The following is a 16,671-nucleotide window of genomic DNA, read 5'->3' as shown; positions in this document are numbered from 1 at the left end:
TCATTTCCCCATGTTATAGCGTTTTTTGAACTGCTCCACTCTTCCGCCTTTTTCATTAAATTTCTGGCGGCCTGTATAAAACGGATGCGTATCAGAACTGACCTCTACTTTAATGACCGGATATGTGTTGCCGTCTTCCCACTCTGCCGTTTCATTGGATGTTTTAGTAGAGGTGCTGAGAAAACGGTAGCCGCTGTTGACATCCTGAAAAATGACTTTGTGGTTCTTTGGATGAATACCTTCTTTCATATCTATCTCCTTCTTTCAAATCGTAATAATTACGTTTTATTCTATATTATCAAAAACGTTTTGTCAATCTTCTTACATCCTTCCCTGCGTTTCCATATCGTAAACCTCATGGGCATTTAAGAACAGGAAGAATAATCTAAACGAGGAAGCAAATAATAAACCCAAAATACATATAGAACGTCTTTTGAGAAAGGTGGTTTACGATTGTGGATGATTTAGTTTTGGCCAGAAGCCTTTTTGGCACGACAATGGGCTTTCATATCATTTTCGCAACGCTTGGAGTCGGTCTGCCGCTCATGATTTTAGTGGCTGAATTGATCTATCAAAAAACGAAAGATGACCATTATGCGATCATGGCGAAAAGATGGACGAAAGCACAAGCCGTTTTGCTGGGGGTCGCCATACCGACCGGGACGATTGCGGGCACCCAGCTCGCGCTTTTATGGCCGGGATTTATGGAAGTCATCGGCCGGGTCATGTCTCTGCCGTTTCAAATTGAAATCTATGCTTTTTTTGTGGAAGCCCTATTCATGTCGATTTACGTATACGCCGCAGACCGCTTATCACCGGCTATGAGGATTGTTGCCGTTTTCTTTGTATTAGTCGGAGCGGCAGCGTCAGCTGTTCTAATCACGAATGTTCATGCCTTTGAAGGCACACCTGCGGGTTTTAAAATGGAAAATGGAAAAATTACTGATGTTGATCCGTGGGCCGCGTTTTTCAACCCGAGCTTTTTTATCACCGCCGGCCATGTCGTGGTGTCCGCGTTTATGACGGGGGCCTTTATCGTCGCTTCTGTTGCCGCATACAAGATGATCCGGTCGCAAAAAAAGGAAAACATCTATCGCTTTCACCGGAAAGCGCTTTTGCTTTCATTGACAATCGGCGGTATTTTTTCATTGTTGACGGCATTGAACGGCCACGAATCAGCTCAGATGCTGCACGAATACCAGCCCGAAAAATTAGCCGCGGCCGAAGGTTTGTTTGAAACAACGTCTCACGCCCCGCTTGCGATCGGCGGTTTTACCGACCCGAATGAAGAAAAAGTAAAATGGGCCATCGAAATTCCATGGGCGTTAAGCTTTTTGGCAGCCGACCGTTTTGACACTGTTGTGAAAGGATTAAACGCGTTTCCAAAAGACGAATGGCCGCCGCTGTTCGTTCACACGCTGTTTAATGCGATGGTCGGAGTGGGTATGCTGCTTATTCTCTATTCCATTATCGGTGTGGTATGGAAAAAGGTGCTGAAGAAAGACCGTTTCCCAACGTGGCTTTTGGTCATTTTTATGACGGCAGGCCCTTTTAGCATCATCGGCATTGAATTCGGCTGGATTTTCGCCTGTACGGGGAGGCAGCCATGGGTCATCTATCATCTCCAGAAAACTTCGGATGTGGTGACGACGACCGGCTCGATCGGGATCCTCTTCTTATTTTTCACATTCGTTTACGCCGTGTTAGGCGCGGCTGTCGTTTACGTGCTGCTGTACTATTTCCGCAAACACCCGGTTGACGAAGATTTAAATACAGCGGATTCGTAATGGCTCCGCAAAAAGGAAACCAAACGGAAGGAAGATCGACAAATGGACATTACAACTGACGCTCTGATCGCCATCTCAATTATCTGGGGCTTTGTGTTTATCTACGCCGTCATGGCGACAATGGATTTTGGAGCGGGATTTTGGTCTATGATCTATTTAAACAAGGAGCACATGAAGGCCACCGATATTGCGAACCGATTTCTGTCCCCGACTTGGGAGGTCACAAACGTCTTTATTGTGGCCATCGTCGTGGCGCTTTTCAGCTTTTTTCCGGGCGCGACATTTGTGCTCGGAACTGTTTTATTAATTCCCGGCAGCATGATTTTACTGTTTTTAGCGATCCGAAGCGGCTTTCTCGTTTTTTCAAACACAGCGAAAGAACGAAAAACGCTAAGATATATTTCCGGAATCTCCGGTTTTCTCATCCCGGCTATTTTAATTTTGGTTCTCCCTGTGACACACGGAGGGTTTATCGAAAAAACGGGCGGAATCTATCATTTGAATATGTCTAAAATCTTTTCAAGCCCGAACGCCTATTCATTCATGGGGTTTGCGATTTTAAGCACTTTATTTTTGTCCTCGCTTCTGCTTGCTGATTTTTCAAATGTAGCGGAGGAACAGGATGCGTACAGCGCTTACAGAAAAAGCGCCTTGATTACCGGCCCGATTTCACTCCTGTTTGCTATATGCATTATGCTGACAATGCGAAATGAAGCCAACTGGCTGTATAGCGGCATGATGAATGATCTCTCCTGGATGATTGCATCGTTTATTACATTTGTCATTGCGGGAATCGCTCTTTTTCTGCCTAACAAGAGCTTTGGCCAAAACATCGGCAAGCCGCGGCTTGCACTTGTCGCGATTGCGGTACAGTATTTTCTCGCCAGTTACGCGTACGGGCGGGCGCATCTTCCGTACATGATTTACCCTGATGTGACAATTATGTCTGGTTTTACAGAGCCGGCAACGTTCAGAGCGCTGTTTGCGACGTATATCGTTGCATTTATCATCCTTTTTCCCGGCTTCTTTTTCTTCTGGAAAATGTTTATGAGGGATAAGCGTTATATCCGCCAGGAGGAATAGAGGACAAGTCTGCCGGCTATACTAAGCCAGAACCTTTATAAGGAGGGGATGGCATGGAGCAGAAAATTCTATGCGAAGTCAACAACTGTTCTTATTGGGGCAAAGGAAACAAGTGCACCGCTGATGCCATTTATGTTGTCAGCCATACTGGTGATACGGCTGACAACAGCCGGGAAACGGACTGTAAAACGTTTAAGCCGCATGATTTGTAATCAAAAGAAAGAGCTGCATCAGCCAGCTCTTTCTTTTCGTATGTTTTGTGTCCTTATCTTTTGTGTCACGACCCCGTTTGCAGGTGAGAACAATAAGGCGCCTGCATACCATACACCTGTCATGGCCGCCATCGCTCCGGAAATTGAAACATTAAGCCACGTTGCGAAGAAATAGCCCATGACAGCTGACAGCCCTCCAATCACAGCGCTGAGAATCAGCATATACAGCAGCCGGTCTGTCAGCAAATGAGCCGCAGCAGGCGGGACAATCAGCATAGCCACAACCAATACAGCACCCACCGAATCAAAAGAAGCGACGGTCGTGAGTGAGAGCATGCCCATTTGCACATAATGAATCAGCAACACGGGTATTCCCAGCGCTAAAGCCATTTGCGGATCAAACGAAGCGATTTTGAACTCCTTATAGCACACACTGATCAACACTACATTTAAAACCAAAACAGATGCCAGCATCCAAAACGCTTTCGGCCCGATGTCAGCTCCGAATACCGTGATCGTATTCCACGGCACAAAAGCGATCTCTCCCATCAACGAGTGCTCAATATCGAGATGGACATTCGCTCCATACACAGATAGCAAAATGACGCCCACCGCAAATAAAGATGTAAAAACAACGCCTATAGCGGCATCTGATTGAACCCCCTTGCTGTGGAGAAGCTGAACCAAAAATGCCGTTAACAGTCCAGATACGGCCGCGCCGATAAACATAGGTATCCCGTCAAGACTTCCTGTCACAAGAAAAGCACTGACAATGCCAAGCAACACTGTATGGCTGATCGCGTCGGCCAGCATCGCCATTCTTCTCAACACAAGAAAGGTGCCGATCAATGCGCAGCTTACACCGACTAATACACCAGTAGCTATTATCCAAGCTTCAAAACTCATTTGCGATTTGTCCCTTCTCTGAATCAGGAGATGCTTTTTTTTGAAGCTCAGGCATCCGTCCATACAGCTTTAAGAGTGAAAAAAGCCGTTCTCTCGTTTCCTCAGGCAAACGATCCGGGACAAAATGATCCTGATCGAATTCTATATTCGCTAGCTCCATTTCATGCATGAGGTACACTTCATACATTCGATGCTTCAAAGCGATGTGATAGCCTTTTTCTATTCCAGCTCGTGTCATTTGCCAAATCCCATTTTCAACACGCACGATGCATCGCTCTTTTTCTAATTCATTCAATACCTTATGGCATAATGAAGGGGATAGCCGCCTTTTCTTTCTTACACCTTCATCCGTTACATAAAGATCGTTCTTTTCATACTGCTCGTAAATCGTCAGCAGCACCTGGTCCCGGCTTGTTTTGCGCCGCAGCCTGATCAGCCTTATTGCTTTTGCTGCCAATCCCCGCTTTGGCGCGCAGATCATTGAAAATAGAAAGATCATCGTTGCTGATAAGATCATTAATGGCCCTGTCGCCATACCCTTCATCGTCGTGCTAAGCAAGGTTCCGGCTACGCCGCTTACACCGCCTATGAAACCGGCAATGACCATCATTCGGGTTAATCGCTCGGTCCAATATCTTGCAGCTATGGCAGGCGTAATCAGCATAGCAGCCATTAAAATCACCCCAACTGTCTGAAGCCCGATAACAACAGCACAGACGATCAGGCAAGACAAAAGCCCGTTTAAAAAACGCACCGGCATTCCCAATCCCTTTGCAAACGCGAGATCAAAAGTAATCAATGTAAACTCCTTAAAGAAAACAATACAAAGAAGCAATAAAACTGCGGATATTCCTGCAATCAGCATGATATCCCGCCTGACCAATGAAGCCGCCTGGCCGAATAAAAAAGAATCAAGCCCGCTTTGGCTTCCCGTCCCTTGTTGCTGAATATATGTCAGCAGTATGATTCCGACGCCAAAAAACACAGAGAGAACAATCCCGATCGCCGAGTCCTCTTTTGTTTTTGAAAGCCGCGGAATCAGCTGAATACACCACGTTCCAAGCAGCCCGGCAATTGCTGCCCCGAGCAAAAAGAAAGGCAGTGATTTTTGCCCGGTGAACTGAAAAGCGAGACACACTCCCGGCAGAGCTGAATGGGCCATCGCATCACCGATTAAACTTTGCTTTCTCAGCAGCACAAAACTGCCCAAAACCCCGCTTGCCGCTCCGAGCAAAAGCGTACCCGCCAGCACCCACTGTGTATTCGGATGCTGGAGCTGCAGCCACAAACTTTCAAACAATGCGCTCACCCCTTAAGTCCTTCTGCCAGCACTTTATCTTTTAGAAAAGTCAGCCTTCCTCCATACGTTTTTTGCAGGTTTTCGATCGTAAAAACGTTCTCCGCCGGCCCGAAAGCGATTTTTCTTAGATGCAGCAGTAAGATCCAATCGAAATAATCCTCGGCAGTCTGCAGATCATGGTGGACGACAAGCACTGTTTTCCCTTTTTCTTTGAGTTCTGCCAAAAGCGTCATAATTGCCCGCTCCGTCGCTGCATCAACGCCGGCAAACGGTTCATCCATAAAATAAACATCGGCGTCTTGGCATAGCGCCCGGGCAAGAAACACCCGCTGTTGCTGGCCTCCTGACAGCTGGCTGATCTGCCTTTTCGCATAATCAAGCATTCCTACTTTGTCTAAAGCGGCTTTCGCCATTTCCACATCAGCTTTTTTGGACCTTTTCAATAAGCCAATCCGGCCGTATCGCCCCATCAGCACGACATCGAGCGCGTTTGTGGGAAAATCCCAGTCAACTGATCCGCGCTGCGGAACGTATCCGATTCTTGTCCGTTGATTCTTATAGTCTTTGCCGTAAATAGAGATGTCTCCTGAAGCCCGGGGCACAAGACCGAGAATGGTTTTGATCAAGGTTGATTTTCCCGCGCCGTTTGGACCGATAATGCCAATTAGCTTTCCTTCGGGCACCTGCAGTGAAATGTCCTGCAGAACAGGCTTTTTATGATAAGCGACCGTTACATTTTCGAGCTCAACAGGGAACATATCCATCACCTCTTTTCTTTATTTAAGCGCTTTGGTAATTGTATTGATATTGTGGCGGAACATCCCTTCGTATGTGCCTTCTTTTGTGCCCTTTTCACCCATGGCATCCGAATAGAGCTGGCCGCCGATTGTGACTGTATGGCCCTTTTCTTTAGCCCCTTCCGCCACTGCATTTATTGATTTTTCAGATACGCTGCTTTCGACAAAAACAGCTTTTATTTGTTTTTCTGTCAGGAGATCGACCAGCTCCTGAACATCCTTCAATCCGTAATCAGAATCTGTGCTTAGCCCCTGCAGGCCTTTCACTTGAAATCCGTACTCTTTCCCAAAGTACGCAAAGGCATCGTGAGCGGTGACCAGCACACGGCTTTTCTCCGGAATGTTCGCAATCTCTTGACGCGACCACTTATCTAAATATTGCAAATCCTCTTTGTACTCTTTGGCCTTTTTCTTAAAATCTTCCGCATGCTCAGGCATCGCTTTGCTGAATTGCGCTTCAATTTCATCCACCGCATAGATCCATAACGGAATGCTGAACCAAACGTGCGGATCAAACATTTTGCCTTCTCCGGCAGAAATAAGCTTGTTTTTCGGTATGGCCTCAGTGACAGCCGCTGCTTGTTTTTGTTCGCCGATCTTTTGAAGAATGTCCTCCATTTTCCCTTCCAAGTGCAATCCGCTGTACAGAACGACATCGGCTGACATCAATTTTTTCGTGTCGCCTTGTGACGCTTTATAAAGGTGCGGATCGACTCCCGGTCCCATTAAAGCGGTCACTTTCACATGTTTTCCTCCGATGTTTTCGGCTGCATCGGCAATTTGGGATGTTGTTGCTGTTACCTGCAGGCGCTTGTCAGCGCTTTTTCCGGCTGAATCCGTCTCGCATCCCGTTAAGGCAATGCAGGACAAAAGCACTGCTGCCATCAGTCCCTTTTTCATATTTTCCCTCCTCTTTGCCATCAATGTCAGATTGTATTATCTTATGTTTTCATTTCTTAGACATGTGACATAAAATTAGACAAAAGCATATTTTGTTTAAACGAGACAAAAAGTTTCCTTAATGCAAAACTATCGCGTTTGTCCACTTTTGTCAAGCGTAATTTACATACAAAAAAACCGGCTGGGTCAGCAGCCGGTCCAAACGAGAAGGGATGTATTCAACGAACGCTTTTACTATAACAGCACATTGACATTCTCTCAAAATGTCAAAATGCTTTTTTCTTATCCATGCTGCGTGAAAACATCCATTTTGGTCACATATGTTCGCATAATGTCCTGATTCACTTCAACCCCTAAACCAGGCTGTTTGGACACAGAAATAAATCCATTATCAATACGGATATCCGGGGTCACAATATCCTCATCCCAATAGCGTGAGGATGAGGATATATCCCCAGGTATTGTGAATTGCGGCAGTGAAGCCAGCGCCACGTTCTGCGCTCTTGATATGCCTGTTTCCAGCATTCCGCCGCACCAAACCTGCATATGATGCTCTCTGCATAAATCATGAATTTTTAAGGCTTCTGTTAAGCCGCCGACACGGGAAGGTTTAATATTAATGATTTTGCAGCTTCCGAGCTCAATCGCCCGTCTCGCATCATCAAATGAACAAATACTTTCATCAAGGCAAATGGCGGTTTTCAAATGTTTCTGCAAGTGGCGGTGGTCAACGATGTCATCAGCTTGCAGAGGCTGCTCAATCATCATTAAATGATATTCATCAAGCTCCTTTAACCGGCTGATGTCCTTCAGCTCATAGGAAGAATTAGCGTCGGCCATGAGCGGAATGTTTGGGAACCGGCTGCGGATGGCCTTGATTAATTCAACATCCTGTCCAGGCTGAATTTTAATTTTTATTCGTCGATAACCCTCTTTTTGATAACTTTCAATTTCCTTCAGCATATCGTCAAGTGGCGCCAAGCCGACAACCACCCCGGCAGGGACTTTATCTCTTGTCCCGCCCAATGCCTCGGCGAGAGACATGCCCTTCTTTTTCGCATAGATATCCCAGACAGCCGATTCAAGTCCCGCTTTTGCCATCCGGTTGCCTTTATAGCGCGCCAGGCTGTCCGGCACGTCGGAAGGGTGACTGAATTCACGCCCGACAACATTGGGAATAAAAAAATCCTTAAGCATGTGCAAACATGTTCCAATGGTTTCCTCGGTGTACCAAGGCGAAGAGAACGCAGATACTTCTCCCCACCCTGTGACACCGGATGTATCAATGGCTTCCACGATCAGAAATTTACGCTCTTGAAGCGTTTCAATACTGCTTTTAAATGGTTTCTTTAAATTCATACTCAAATGGTAAAGCGTAATTTTCTCTATTTCGATCATAACAGTTCTCCTTTACGCGCATCCTTCAGCTGGTTTCGCAAGAGCTTATTAGACGCATTGCGCGGCAGGCGGTCAAGTTCAAAAAATTTCGCCGGAATTTTATACTTCGCCAAACGTTCTTTGCAGTAGGCGGTCAATTCTTCTGCGCTTACAGGCTTGTGCAGGACAAGATAGGCGTGGGGCACTTTCCCCCATTTTTTGTCCTCAGCCCCAGAAACACCAGCTTCGGCCACAGCGGGGTGTGAAAGCAGCACTGATTCCACCTCAGCCGGATAAATATTTTCTCCGCCTGAGATGATCAGGTCTGAACGCCTGTCTAATACATATAAAAAGCCTTCACTGTCCAAATACCCAAGATCACCTGTTTTCAGCCAGCCATTTTGAAAGGATGCTTCATTTGCGCTCTCCCGGTTAAAATAGCTTTTCATGACATTCGGGCCTTTGACCAAGATTTCACCGTGTTCAAACGGTTCACATGCCTGTCCGTCCCGTTCTATTTTGATCTCACATGAAAACAGCGGTTTACCCGCAGAGCCGAGCTTTTCCATACTGAATTCCGGTGACAGGGCCACAATTTGCGAACATGTTTCTGTCATTCCATATGACTGAAAGACAGGGAATCCTTTCTCACGGCATTCCTCAAGCAATGGCCGCGGGGCAGGACCTCCGCCTAGCAGAATACATCTGATGGATTCAGGACAGCGGCTTGTTTCGGCCAAAAGACTGGCCAGCATCGTCTGCACTGCAGATATCATTGTCACTTGATGCCTGTTGATAGAATCCAGCACATCGCTTACTGAAAAACGCTGGTGAAGCACGACGGCCATTCCGTAGATCACAGATTTAAATAACGCGGACAATCCGCTGATGTGAAAGAGCGGCAATGCGATAAGCCAGCGGTCTTGTTCTGTTATACCCAAATTAAGCGCGGATGACACCGCACTGAAATAATGGTTTCCGAATGTCTGCTGAACCCCCTTGGGCTTGCCTGTCGTACCTGATGTATACATCAGCGTTGCTGTTTCTTCCAATTTCATGTAGGCCTGGATTTCAATTTCCTCTGCGGCTTCTTTGGCAAGCTCGTCCACATCAATGATTTGAACAATGTGCTCATAATTTTGCTTGTCAAAGCTTGAATCTGTCAGTAAAAAGCGGGCGTCGGAATCCTCCAGCTGAAACAGCCTTTCATGTGTTGACAGCTTCGTATTCAGAAGCACCGCCTTAACACCAAGCAAAAAACAAGCGTGAACGGCGTATACCATTTCTGCACGGTTTTGGAGCAAAATAGCCGCGGTGTCTCCTTTCCGAACCGAATAAGCAGCAAGCTGCGCCGCCATTCGCTTAGACGCCGCAAACAATTCTGCAAATGTGACGGTTTGGTCTCCATAGATGAGAGCGATTCTCTCAGGTGTCAGCTGGGCCCGCTGCATGAGCCAATTGGGCTGTTCTGTCAGCATGTCATCATCTCCGAGGTAAAATGTCTGTATTGAAAAGAAAACAGCTTGGACCGCAAAGTCTCAAGCTGTTTGTTGACTAAGTATTGCTGATCACGGGAAACGAGGGAACTGTCCGAAATCAGGTTTGCGTTTTTCCTTAAAGGAATCACGGCCTTCTTTTGCTTCATCAGTTGTGTAGTAAAGAAGGGTAGCATCCCCTGCAAACTGCTGAATTCCAGCAAGTCCGTCTGTGTCCGCGTTAAACGCAGCTTTAAGAAAGCGCAGTGCGGTCGGGCTTTTTTCAAGCATTTCTTCACACCATTTAATCGTTTCTTCTTCAAGCTGTTCCAAAGGAACGACTGTGTTGACAAGACCCATGTCCAGCGCTTCCTGTGCGTTATACTGACGGCACAGATACCAGATTTCACGGGCTTTTTTATGTCCTACGATTCGAGCCAGATAGCCAGAACCGTAACCAGCGTCAAAGCTTCCCACTTTAGGGCCTGTTTGTCCAAAAATCGCGTTGTCGGCAGCGATTGTCAAGTCACATACGATGTGAAGCACATGGCCTCCTCCGATCGCATATCCGGACACCATCGCGACAACCGGTTTCGGAATGACGCGGATTAAACGCTGAAGATCCAGTACGTTTAAGCGCGGAATTTGGTCGTCTCCTACATAACCGCCGTGACCGCGCACTTTCTGGTCCCCGCCAGAACAGAAGGCTTTGTCTCCTGCACCGGCAAGCACGATAACGCCGACATTTTGATCGTCTCTCGCGCGAGCAAACGCATCAATCATTTCAGCAACCGTTTTAGGAGTAAACGCGTTATGTACCTCAGGGCGGTTGATTGTTATTTTTGCAATACCATTATACGTTTCATACAATATTTCATCGTATGTCCGTTCAGTTTTCCATTCTACAGCCATGATATGACCTCCTCTATTTTCCATGTGAACGAGTTATAAGCTTGTCAAAAACTCACTCACTATTTTACCAAAAATACGCGGCTGTTCCACATGTACCGTATGTCCGGCTTCAGGAACAATCTCTATTTTACTAGATGGGAGCTTCTTATGCACCTCTTGATTGATGGCGCAAAACTTTTCGTCCCACTCCCCGCAGATCAGAAGCACAGGCACGGCTATTTCTTCTACACGGCTCCACAAGGAAGGCTGTGAACCGGTGCCCATACCGGTTAAACTGTTTGCAAGCCCAACCTTATTGTTTCGCAGACGGCCCGACCGTATCCTGTGCCGAATATCTTCAGCCAGCCGCTGCTGGGATGAAAACAAAGGGATACCCTCCCAATACTGCATAAAAGCTTTGATCCCGTTACGCAAAATAAAATCAGCAAGCTTCCGGTCCCGTATGATCCGATCCCGCCGTTCCTCAAGCGTTTTAAGCCCCGGCGTTGTGCTTTCAAGCACAAGTGCCGATACCCGTTCGGGATAAGCCGCCGCAAACGAATAAGCAAGCCTTCCTCCCATAGAATACCCAATCAATTTCACTTTGTGAAGTTTTAATTGATCAAACATCTCGACAAGATCAGAAACTTGCCGGCTTGTGCTGTATCTTTTCCCATTCAGCGGGGCATCTGTTTCACCATGCCCTAAACAATCCATTTTGATCAAACGGGAATCAGGTAGCATCCCATCAAGAAAAGTCCATGATTGTTTGCTGCCGGTAAACCCGTGCAGACAGACGACCGCTTCTGAAGCGTTCGGCCGGTCGTCTGTCATAGCATATCGGACACCATCTGAAACTGTTATGTTTACAGTTTCCATTGTTTTTTCACTTCCCGCACAGCCTCATTCAGCATATCGCGATGAAGCTGGACTCTTGACTGGCGATCCGTTTTGATTTCTATCAAATGGAGTCCGGGTTTGTCTGCCTGCGGGGCGTAAGCTGCTTTGAATTCATCCCACGAGGCCGGACATGAATACGTTCCGCCGTATAGTGCAGCCGCATGCTTGAAATCAAGCCCTGTCGGCGTGCCGAACAAATCTTCAAAGTGTGCCTTCTCAGAAGCCTGCGGCAAAAATGAGAAAATCCCCCCGCCGTCATTATTCACGAGAATCACAGTAAGAGGAATACCCAGCTTTTTGGCCGCCAGCAGTCCGTTTAAATCGTGATAAAAAGATAAATCGCCAATCACGAGGGTAACAGGCGCTTTTGTTCCTTCACATACCCCCATGGCAGAGGAGACAACACCGTCTATCCCATTTGCGCCCCGGTTTGAATAAATCCGGAAAGGGCGTTCCTGCTTTTCAAAAAACGTATCAACATCTCTGATCGGCATGCTGTTGCCGACAAACAACGAGCTGTTTTCAGGCACAAGATGCTGCAGGATTCGATAGAGATTGCCTTCAAACGAAACCTCTTCACTGCTGATTGTTTGCAGATGCGCACGGAACCTCTCATTGACAAACTGCCACTTTTCCAGCCATTCTGGTGATCTGATCATGTCAGCATGTTCGGTCATGATCGCTTCGGCAAAAACGGATGCATTGCAGTGAATCATATGTGCGCTTGCCTGTGTCGGATCTCTCCATCCTCCATCCTCGTCAATCACAATCTGCTCGATCGACGGGTCATCCTTAAGCCATAAAAAAACCGGTTTTGTAACAGGCATCGGTCCAAAACGGACGACAACATCAGGACGCAGTTTCGACTTCAGCTCATCATCTTTTAAAAATGAATCATACGCATCAATGACAGTGCTTTTATCATGAACACCGTTCCGCAGATTAGACAGCGGGTCAGCTAAAATCGGATACTGAAGCGCCTTAGACAGCGCAATAATGCTTTCCTTATCCGTATCACTGTGGAGTTCTCCGCAGACGATTATTCCTTTTTCAGCCCCAGCCAGCATCGCAGCCACATCAGACAGAGATTCGCGGTCAACAGATTGTATACCCGTTTTCACAGACACGTGACGGTCTGTTTTCATTCTTCCAAACGGCTCATCCGAAAGATCGGGCATAAGCGGTTCGCGCAACGGCACATTCACATGCACAGGCCCCATCGGGCGCTTTTGTGATTCTCCGGCGGCGCGGCCGGCCAGCGTTCGGATATATCTCAGCATATGAGGTGACGCTTCTGGAAGAGCTGAGTCTGTGAAAAACTTAACAAAGTTACCGAATAAGAAGTGCTGATTTATAGCCTGCGGCGCGCCTACTTCGCGCAGCTCGTGAGGCCGATCAGCAGTTAACACAATAATGGGCACTCTCGAATAATGGGCTTCAATCACAGCCGGATAAAAGTTAGCCGCGGCTGTTCCTGATGTGCAGATCAAAAGAACGGGATGCTGCTTCGCTTTTGCCAGCCCGAGAGCAAAAAACCCGGCAGATCTTTCATCAATTTGAACATGGACGTTGATATCAGGATGCGCGGCTGCAAGAATAGCCAGCGGTGTAGACCTTGAGCCCGGACAAACGACGGCGTCCGTAATCCCGGAAAGGGCGAATTCATCAATAAAACTTCCGATATAGTGAGTAATCGGGTTGGCTGTCAACGCCTCACACCTCCTAATGCAGAGATCATCGGCTTCAATTTAATCTGCGTTTCTTCATATTCAGACTGCGGGTCCGAGTCTTCCACAATGCCGCACCCAGCAAACAGCCTAGCTGTGCTGCCCTCGATCAGTCCTGAACGGATGGCTACTGCGAATTCCCCGTTATTCTGGCTGTCAATCCAGCCGATAGGAGATGCATACCAGCCGCGGGACATCGGCTCGATCTCTCTGATCACTTCAACAGCTTTTTTCTGAGGTGCCCCCCCAAGCGCCGGTGTGGGATGCAGTTTCTCAATTAAGTCAAAAAACGAATCAGACTCTCGAAGCTGACCGACAATCGGCGTAAATAAGTGCTGGACACTTTTTGTTTTGTACAATACAGGTCCGCTAGGCTTTTCAACATCCGAACAGCTTGATACAAAAGCGTCATGGATCATGCCGACCACAATATCATGCTCCAGCAGGTTTTTCTTATCGTTTAATAATTCAAGGCCTATGAGGCGGTCTTCTTCTTCATCCTCGCCGCGTCTAATGGAACCGGCCAGACAAGAAGACATGACAGTGCTGCCGTCTTTTTTGATCAGCCTTTCCGGAGACGCGCCGACAAAGGTTTTTCCTTCCTGCTCGATTGCAAAAACATAGCTTGTCTGCTGATCGTTCAGAAGCGTTTTAAGCACCGGTTCAATTTGGACCGGGCCGTCAAACGTGAGCAGCAGCTCTCGGGCAAGAACCACTTTATCGTATTGTTTCTCTTTCATTTGGCTTGTTGCCGTTTCAATCGCTTTGAGCCAATCATCCTTATCCAGCTCTTCTGATGCCGCCATCACAGCCTGATTTCTTTGATCTAAATCTGAAACCATAAATTCCGCTGCAAAAGCAATTAAGCCTTCCAAAATACCTTCTGCGTCTTCCTCTCCGCTTACCCATCTGTTGACTGTTAAGAAAGGGCCATCAGCAGTCATCGTCAGCATAAGCGCAGGCACAAAGAAATCCCCTTCCGAGAAATGGTCCCATTGTGTACCTCTTTCTTCGCAAGGGTCAAAAGAAAATCCTCCGAATAACACAGGTCCCACTGCAGAATGCTGCAGCTTTTCTTCTTCACAAATATGAAAAGCCGTCTTTTTAAAGCGCTCCCATTGGTCAAAAACCTCGCGATATCGCTCGCTGTTTTTTTGATTTGTCTGGAAAATCGCTTCTTTGCCAAGACCGACTATTGTCAATTCACTTTCAGGATCTGACCAAAAAAATCGATTGCCTGTATATTTTTTTGCTCCGTAATTGAAAAATGATAGAGGGTCAAGAGACTCGATTTGTCTCGAATAGCTTATTAAGACAGCATGGTTGACTTCTTTGGCTTTATGTAATGCATGTAGAACTCCTTTTCGGAACGTACGCTGCACCGTTGTCACCATGAGGCATTCCTCCATAATCCTTAAAATGCTTTTAATACCATACACCTGTGTCTCCTTTGTGTCAAACACACAGATCATGCAGTCCAAATGGCCTGCCTTACCTATTATAAACCTAATTACAGAAATGAAAAAGAAACAAACCTTAAAATTATTTCTCCGCTGAAAGCAAAGGTTGTATCCGCTTACCATATAAGGGAAATCTCCTAGATTCCTCCACCCGTCATTTATGAAAGTTCTCAGGCGATCTGTTCATACTAAAGGTATGCATCACAGAGAAACGAGGCGATTACAATGCTTACAAAAGACCAGCTTCAGCATTTGAAACATGAACTGGAACAAACAAAAGAGGATATCTTAAACCGTTTCAAAGACAATGACCATTTTCAGCTCAATTCAGCCTTTCCATATGATTCAATGGGGGAACTTTCGGCTTACGACAACCACCCCGGAGATCATGCAACCGAACTTTATGAGCGGGAAAAAGACATCGCTCTCGACTTGCATGAACGAGAGCATCTTCGGGACATTGAGCATTCATTGAAGGCGATAGAAAACGGCACATACGGTATTTGTGAAGTCAGCGGAAAGGAAATTCCATACGAACGTCTTGAAGCGCTTCCGACCGCCACGACGCTCGCAGAGTATTCGTCGCAGGATATCATTTCTAAAGACCGTCCGATCGAAGAAGAAACACCTTTCGGGCAATTTGAGTTTGACAATGATGAAGAAATCAGAGCTCCATATGACAGTGAAGATTCTTACCAAGACGTCGAAAAATACGGAAATTCATCAACACCGCAGGATATGGAAAACCCGCCCCTCAGCTATGATGATATGACGATGAATGCCGAAGAAAATATCGGCAATACAGAGTCGTACGAAAATTTCATTGCTACAGATATCACAGGCAAAGAAATTACCGTTTATCAAAGCAGAGCCCATGAGCGTTATGAGGAAGAACTCGACGAAGAGGGAATCATGACAACTTTCGGCGATCTCCACGCTGATTGAACCCCCAGTTATGGGGGTTCTTTTACGTTTTCAGCATATCTGTGATCAGCTTCAGATAATCCTTTTGCAGTCCGATGTCATACCGTTTGCCCTCCAAAATTTTTCCGTAAACGCTCGAAATCCCGAGTGAAGATTTAATCGCATCCGTTACCTGCACTTCTCCTCCGGCATCAGCTTCCAATGTCTCCAGCTTATCAAAAATATCAGGTGTGAAAATATAACGCCCTGCTGAGGCAAAATGAGATGGCGGGTTTTGTTTAGGCTTTTCCACAATATCCTGAATACGATAAAGCCCTTTTTCTACAGATTCCCCTTTTATCACACCGTAATGGTGCAAATCCTCCGTTTTTGTTTCTTTTAAACCGATCACACTGCACTGATATTTCGTATACGCCTCAATCAGCTGCCCCAGGGCCGGCTGATTAGCGGAGAAGATCAGATCATCCGGCAAAACGACGGCAAACGGCTCTTCGCCTGCAAATTGCTTTCCAAAAGAAATCGCGTCGCCAAGACCTTTTGCATAAGGCTGGCGCACATAATGAATGCGTATATCCGGAACCGGATGTTCGCTGAGTAAATGCAGTTTGTGCCGGGAGGCGAGAAAAGCTTCAAGCGCTAAAGAAGAATCAAAATAATCGACAATCAGATTTTTATGGCTCGATACAACCATCAAAATATCTTCAATGCCTGACTCCTTAAGCTCTTCCACAATATAATGAATGACGGGTTTAGATCCTACCGGAAACATTTCTTTCGGAATTACCTTCGTCACCGGCAGATTCCTCGTTCCGAATCCGCCGGCAGGAATGATTGCTTTTTTTATCATGTTATTTTCCCCTCAGCTCATGTTTATTACATGATATTCCAAGACCGCACCCCGATGTTTGTACACCTGAAATTAGGCAGATGCA

The 16,671-nt window shown here is 46.5% G+C and carries 16 protein-coding genes; 4 read left to right on the top strand and 12 right to left on the bottom strand.

Annotated features, from left to right (window positions below; genetic code table 11):
* Positions 1–249, bottom strand: coding sequence for a type B 50S ribosomal protein L31 (locus ACMX2I_RS06100; protein ID WP_003219346.1), 249 nt, complete (start codon positions 247–249; stop codon positions 1–3).
* A 206-nt stretch (positions 250–455) separates the two neighbouring features.
* On the opposite strand from ACMX2I_RS06100, the gene ACMX2I_RS06095 reads away from it, so the two are divergent.
* The 3 genes from ACMX2I_RS06095 to ACMX2I_RS06085 are packed head-to-tail and all read left to right on the top strand — an operon-like array spanning position 456 to position 3,082.
* Complete coding sequence (locus ACMX2I_RS06095; RefSeq protein ID WP_087992912.1) at positions 456–1,787, top strand: cytochrome ubiquinol oxidase subunit I; 1,332 nt, start codon at positions 456–458, stop codon at positions 1,785–1,787.
* 42 nt (positions 1,788–1,829) lie between these two features.
* A complete protein-coding gene (locus ACMX2I_RS06090; RefSeq protein WP_394715661.1) occupies positions 1,830–2,870 on the top strand; it encodes a cytochrome d ubiquinol oxidase subunit II in 1,041 nt (346 codons plus the stop codon).
* Positions 2,871–2,923: 53 nt separating this feature from the next.
* Positions 2,924–3,082, top strand: coding sequence for a DUF1540 domain-containing protein (locus tag ACMX2I_RS06085; RefSeq protein WP_087992914.1), 159 nt, complete (start codon positions 2,924–2,926; stop codon positions 3,080–3,082).
* A gap of 18 nt (positions 3,083–3,100) precedes the next feature.
* On the opposite strand, the gene ACMX2I_RS06080 is transcribed toward ACMX2I_RS06085, so the two are convergent.
* The 10 genes from ACMX2I_RS06080 to ACMX2I_RS06035 all read right to left on the bottom strand — a co-directional run bounded on the left by ACMX2I_RS06080 (position 3,101) and on the right by ACMX2I_RS06035 (position 14,749).
* A complete protein-coding gene (locus ACMX2I_RS06080) occupies positions 3,101–3,988 on the bottom strand; it encodes a metal ABC transporter permease (RefSeq protein ID WP_414956460.1) in 888 nt (295 codons plus the stop codon).
* Positions 3,978–5,288: an iron chelate uptake ABC transporter family permease subunit gene (locus ACMX2I_RS06075; protein WP_414956459.1), complete on the bottom strand. Its 1,311-nt coding sequence runs from the start codon at positions 5,286–5,288 to the stop codon at positions 3,978–3,980. Before ACMX2I_RS06075 ends, ACMX2I_RS06080 begins: the two co-directional genes overlap by 11 nt.
* Before the next feature lie 5 nt (positions 5,289–5,293).
* Positions 5,294–6,046, bottom strand: a complete 753-nt coding sequence (gene mntB / locus ACMX2I_RS06070) for a manganese ABC transporter ATP-binding protein MntB (RefSeq protein WP_414956458.1) — start codon at positions 6,044–6,046, stop codon at positions 5,294–5,296.
* Positions 6,047–6,064: 18 nt separating this feature from the next.
* Complete coding sequence (locus tag ACMX2I_RS06065) at positions 6,065–6,985, bottom strand: metal ABC transporter solute-binding protein, Zn/Mn family (protein WP_414956457.1); 921 nt, start codon at positions 6,983–6,985, stop codon at positions 6,065–6,067.
* A gap of 282 nt (positions 6,986–7,267) precedes the next feature.
* The gene (gene menC, locus ACMX2I_RS06060; RefSeq protein WP_414956456.1) at positions 7,268–8,383 is read right to left on the bottom strand and encodes an o-succinylbenzoate synthase; all 1,116 of its coding nucleotides are present in this window, start codon (positions 8,381–8,383) and stop codon (positions 7,268–7,270) included.
* On the bottom strand, positions 8,380–9,840 hold the full coding sequence (locus ACMX2I_RS06055; protein ID WP_414956455.1) for an o-succinylbenzoate--CoA ligase: 1,461 nt from the start codon (positions 9,838–9,840) through the stop codon (positions 8,380–8,382). The genes menC and ACMX2I_RS06055 overlap by 4 nt, the downstream gene beginning before the upstream one ends.
* Positions 9,841–9,930: 90 nt before the next feature.
* Positions 9,931–10,749 (bottom strand): 1,4-dihydroxy-2-naphthoyl-CoA synthase, encoded by an 819-nt coding sequence (menB, locus tag ACMX2I_RS06050; protein ID WP_010329489.1) that lies wholly within the window; start codon positions 10,747–10,749, stop codon positions 9,931–9,933.
* Positions 10,750–10,782: 33 nt separating this feature from the next.
* Positions 10,783–11,607 (bottom strand): 2-succinyl-6-hydroxy-2,4-cyclohexadiene-1-carboxylate synthase, encoded by an 825-nt coding sequence (menH, locus tag ACMX2I_RS06045; protein ID WP_414956454.1) that lies wholly within the window; start codon positions 11,605–11,607, stop codon positions 10,783–10,785.
* The gene (menD, locus tag ACMX2I_RS06040) at positions 11,595–13,337 is read right to left on the bottom strand and encodes a 2-succinyl-5-enolpyruvyl-6-hydroxy-3-cyclohexene-1-carboxylic-acid synthase (RefSeq protein WP_414956453.1); all 1,743 of its coding nucleotides are present in this window, start codon (positions 13,335–13,337) and stop codon (positions 11,595–11,597) included. The genes menH and menD overlap by 13 nt, the downstream gene beginning before the upstream one ends.
* Positions 13,334–14,749, bottom strand: a complete 1,416-nt coding sequence (locus tag ACMX2I_RS06035) for an isochorismate synthase (protein WP_414956452.1) — start codon at positions 14,747–14,749, stop codon at positions 13,334–13,336. The genes menD and ACMX2I_RS06035 overlap by 4 nt, the downstream gene beginning before the upstream one ends.
* A 291-nt stretch (positions 14,750–15,040) precedes the next feature.
* Here ACMX2I_RS06035 and ACMX2I_RS06030 point away from each other — a divergent pair, with 291 nt between their 5' ends.
* On the top strand, positions 15,041–15,760 hold the full coding sequence (locus ACMX2I_RS06030; protein WP_414956451.1) for a yteA family sporulation protein: 720 nt from the start codon (positions 15,041–15,043) through the stop codon (positions 15,758–15,760).
* A 22-nt stretch (positions 15,761–15,782) separates the two neighbouring features.
* Here the strand turns inward: ACMX2I_RS06030 and ACMX2I_RS06025 are convergent, their stop codons facing one another.
* Positions 15,783–16,586, bottom strand: coding sequence for a UTP--glucose-1-phosphate uridylyltransferase (locus ACMX2I_RS06025; protein WP_414956450.1), 804 nt, complete (start codon positions 16,584–16,586; stop codon positions 15,783–15,785).
* Positions 16,587–16,671: the final 85 nt, after the last annotated feature.

This window comes from Bacillus sp. SW14, from assembly GCF_047608225.1.
Lineage (GTDB): Bacteria > Bacillota > Bacilli > Bacillales > Bacillaceae > Bacillus > Bacillus subtilis_G.
This window is presented reverse-complemented; position numbering and strand designations above follow the sequence as displayed.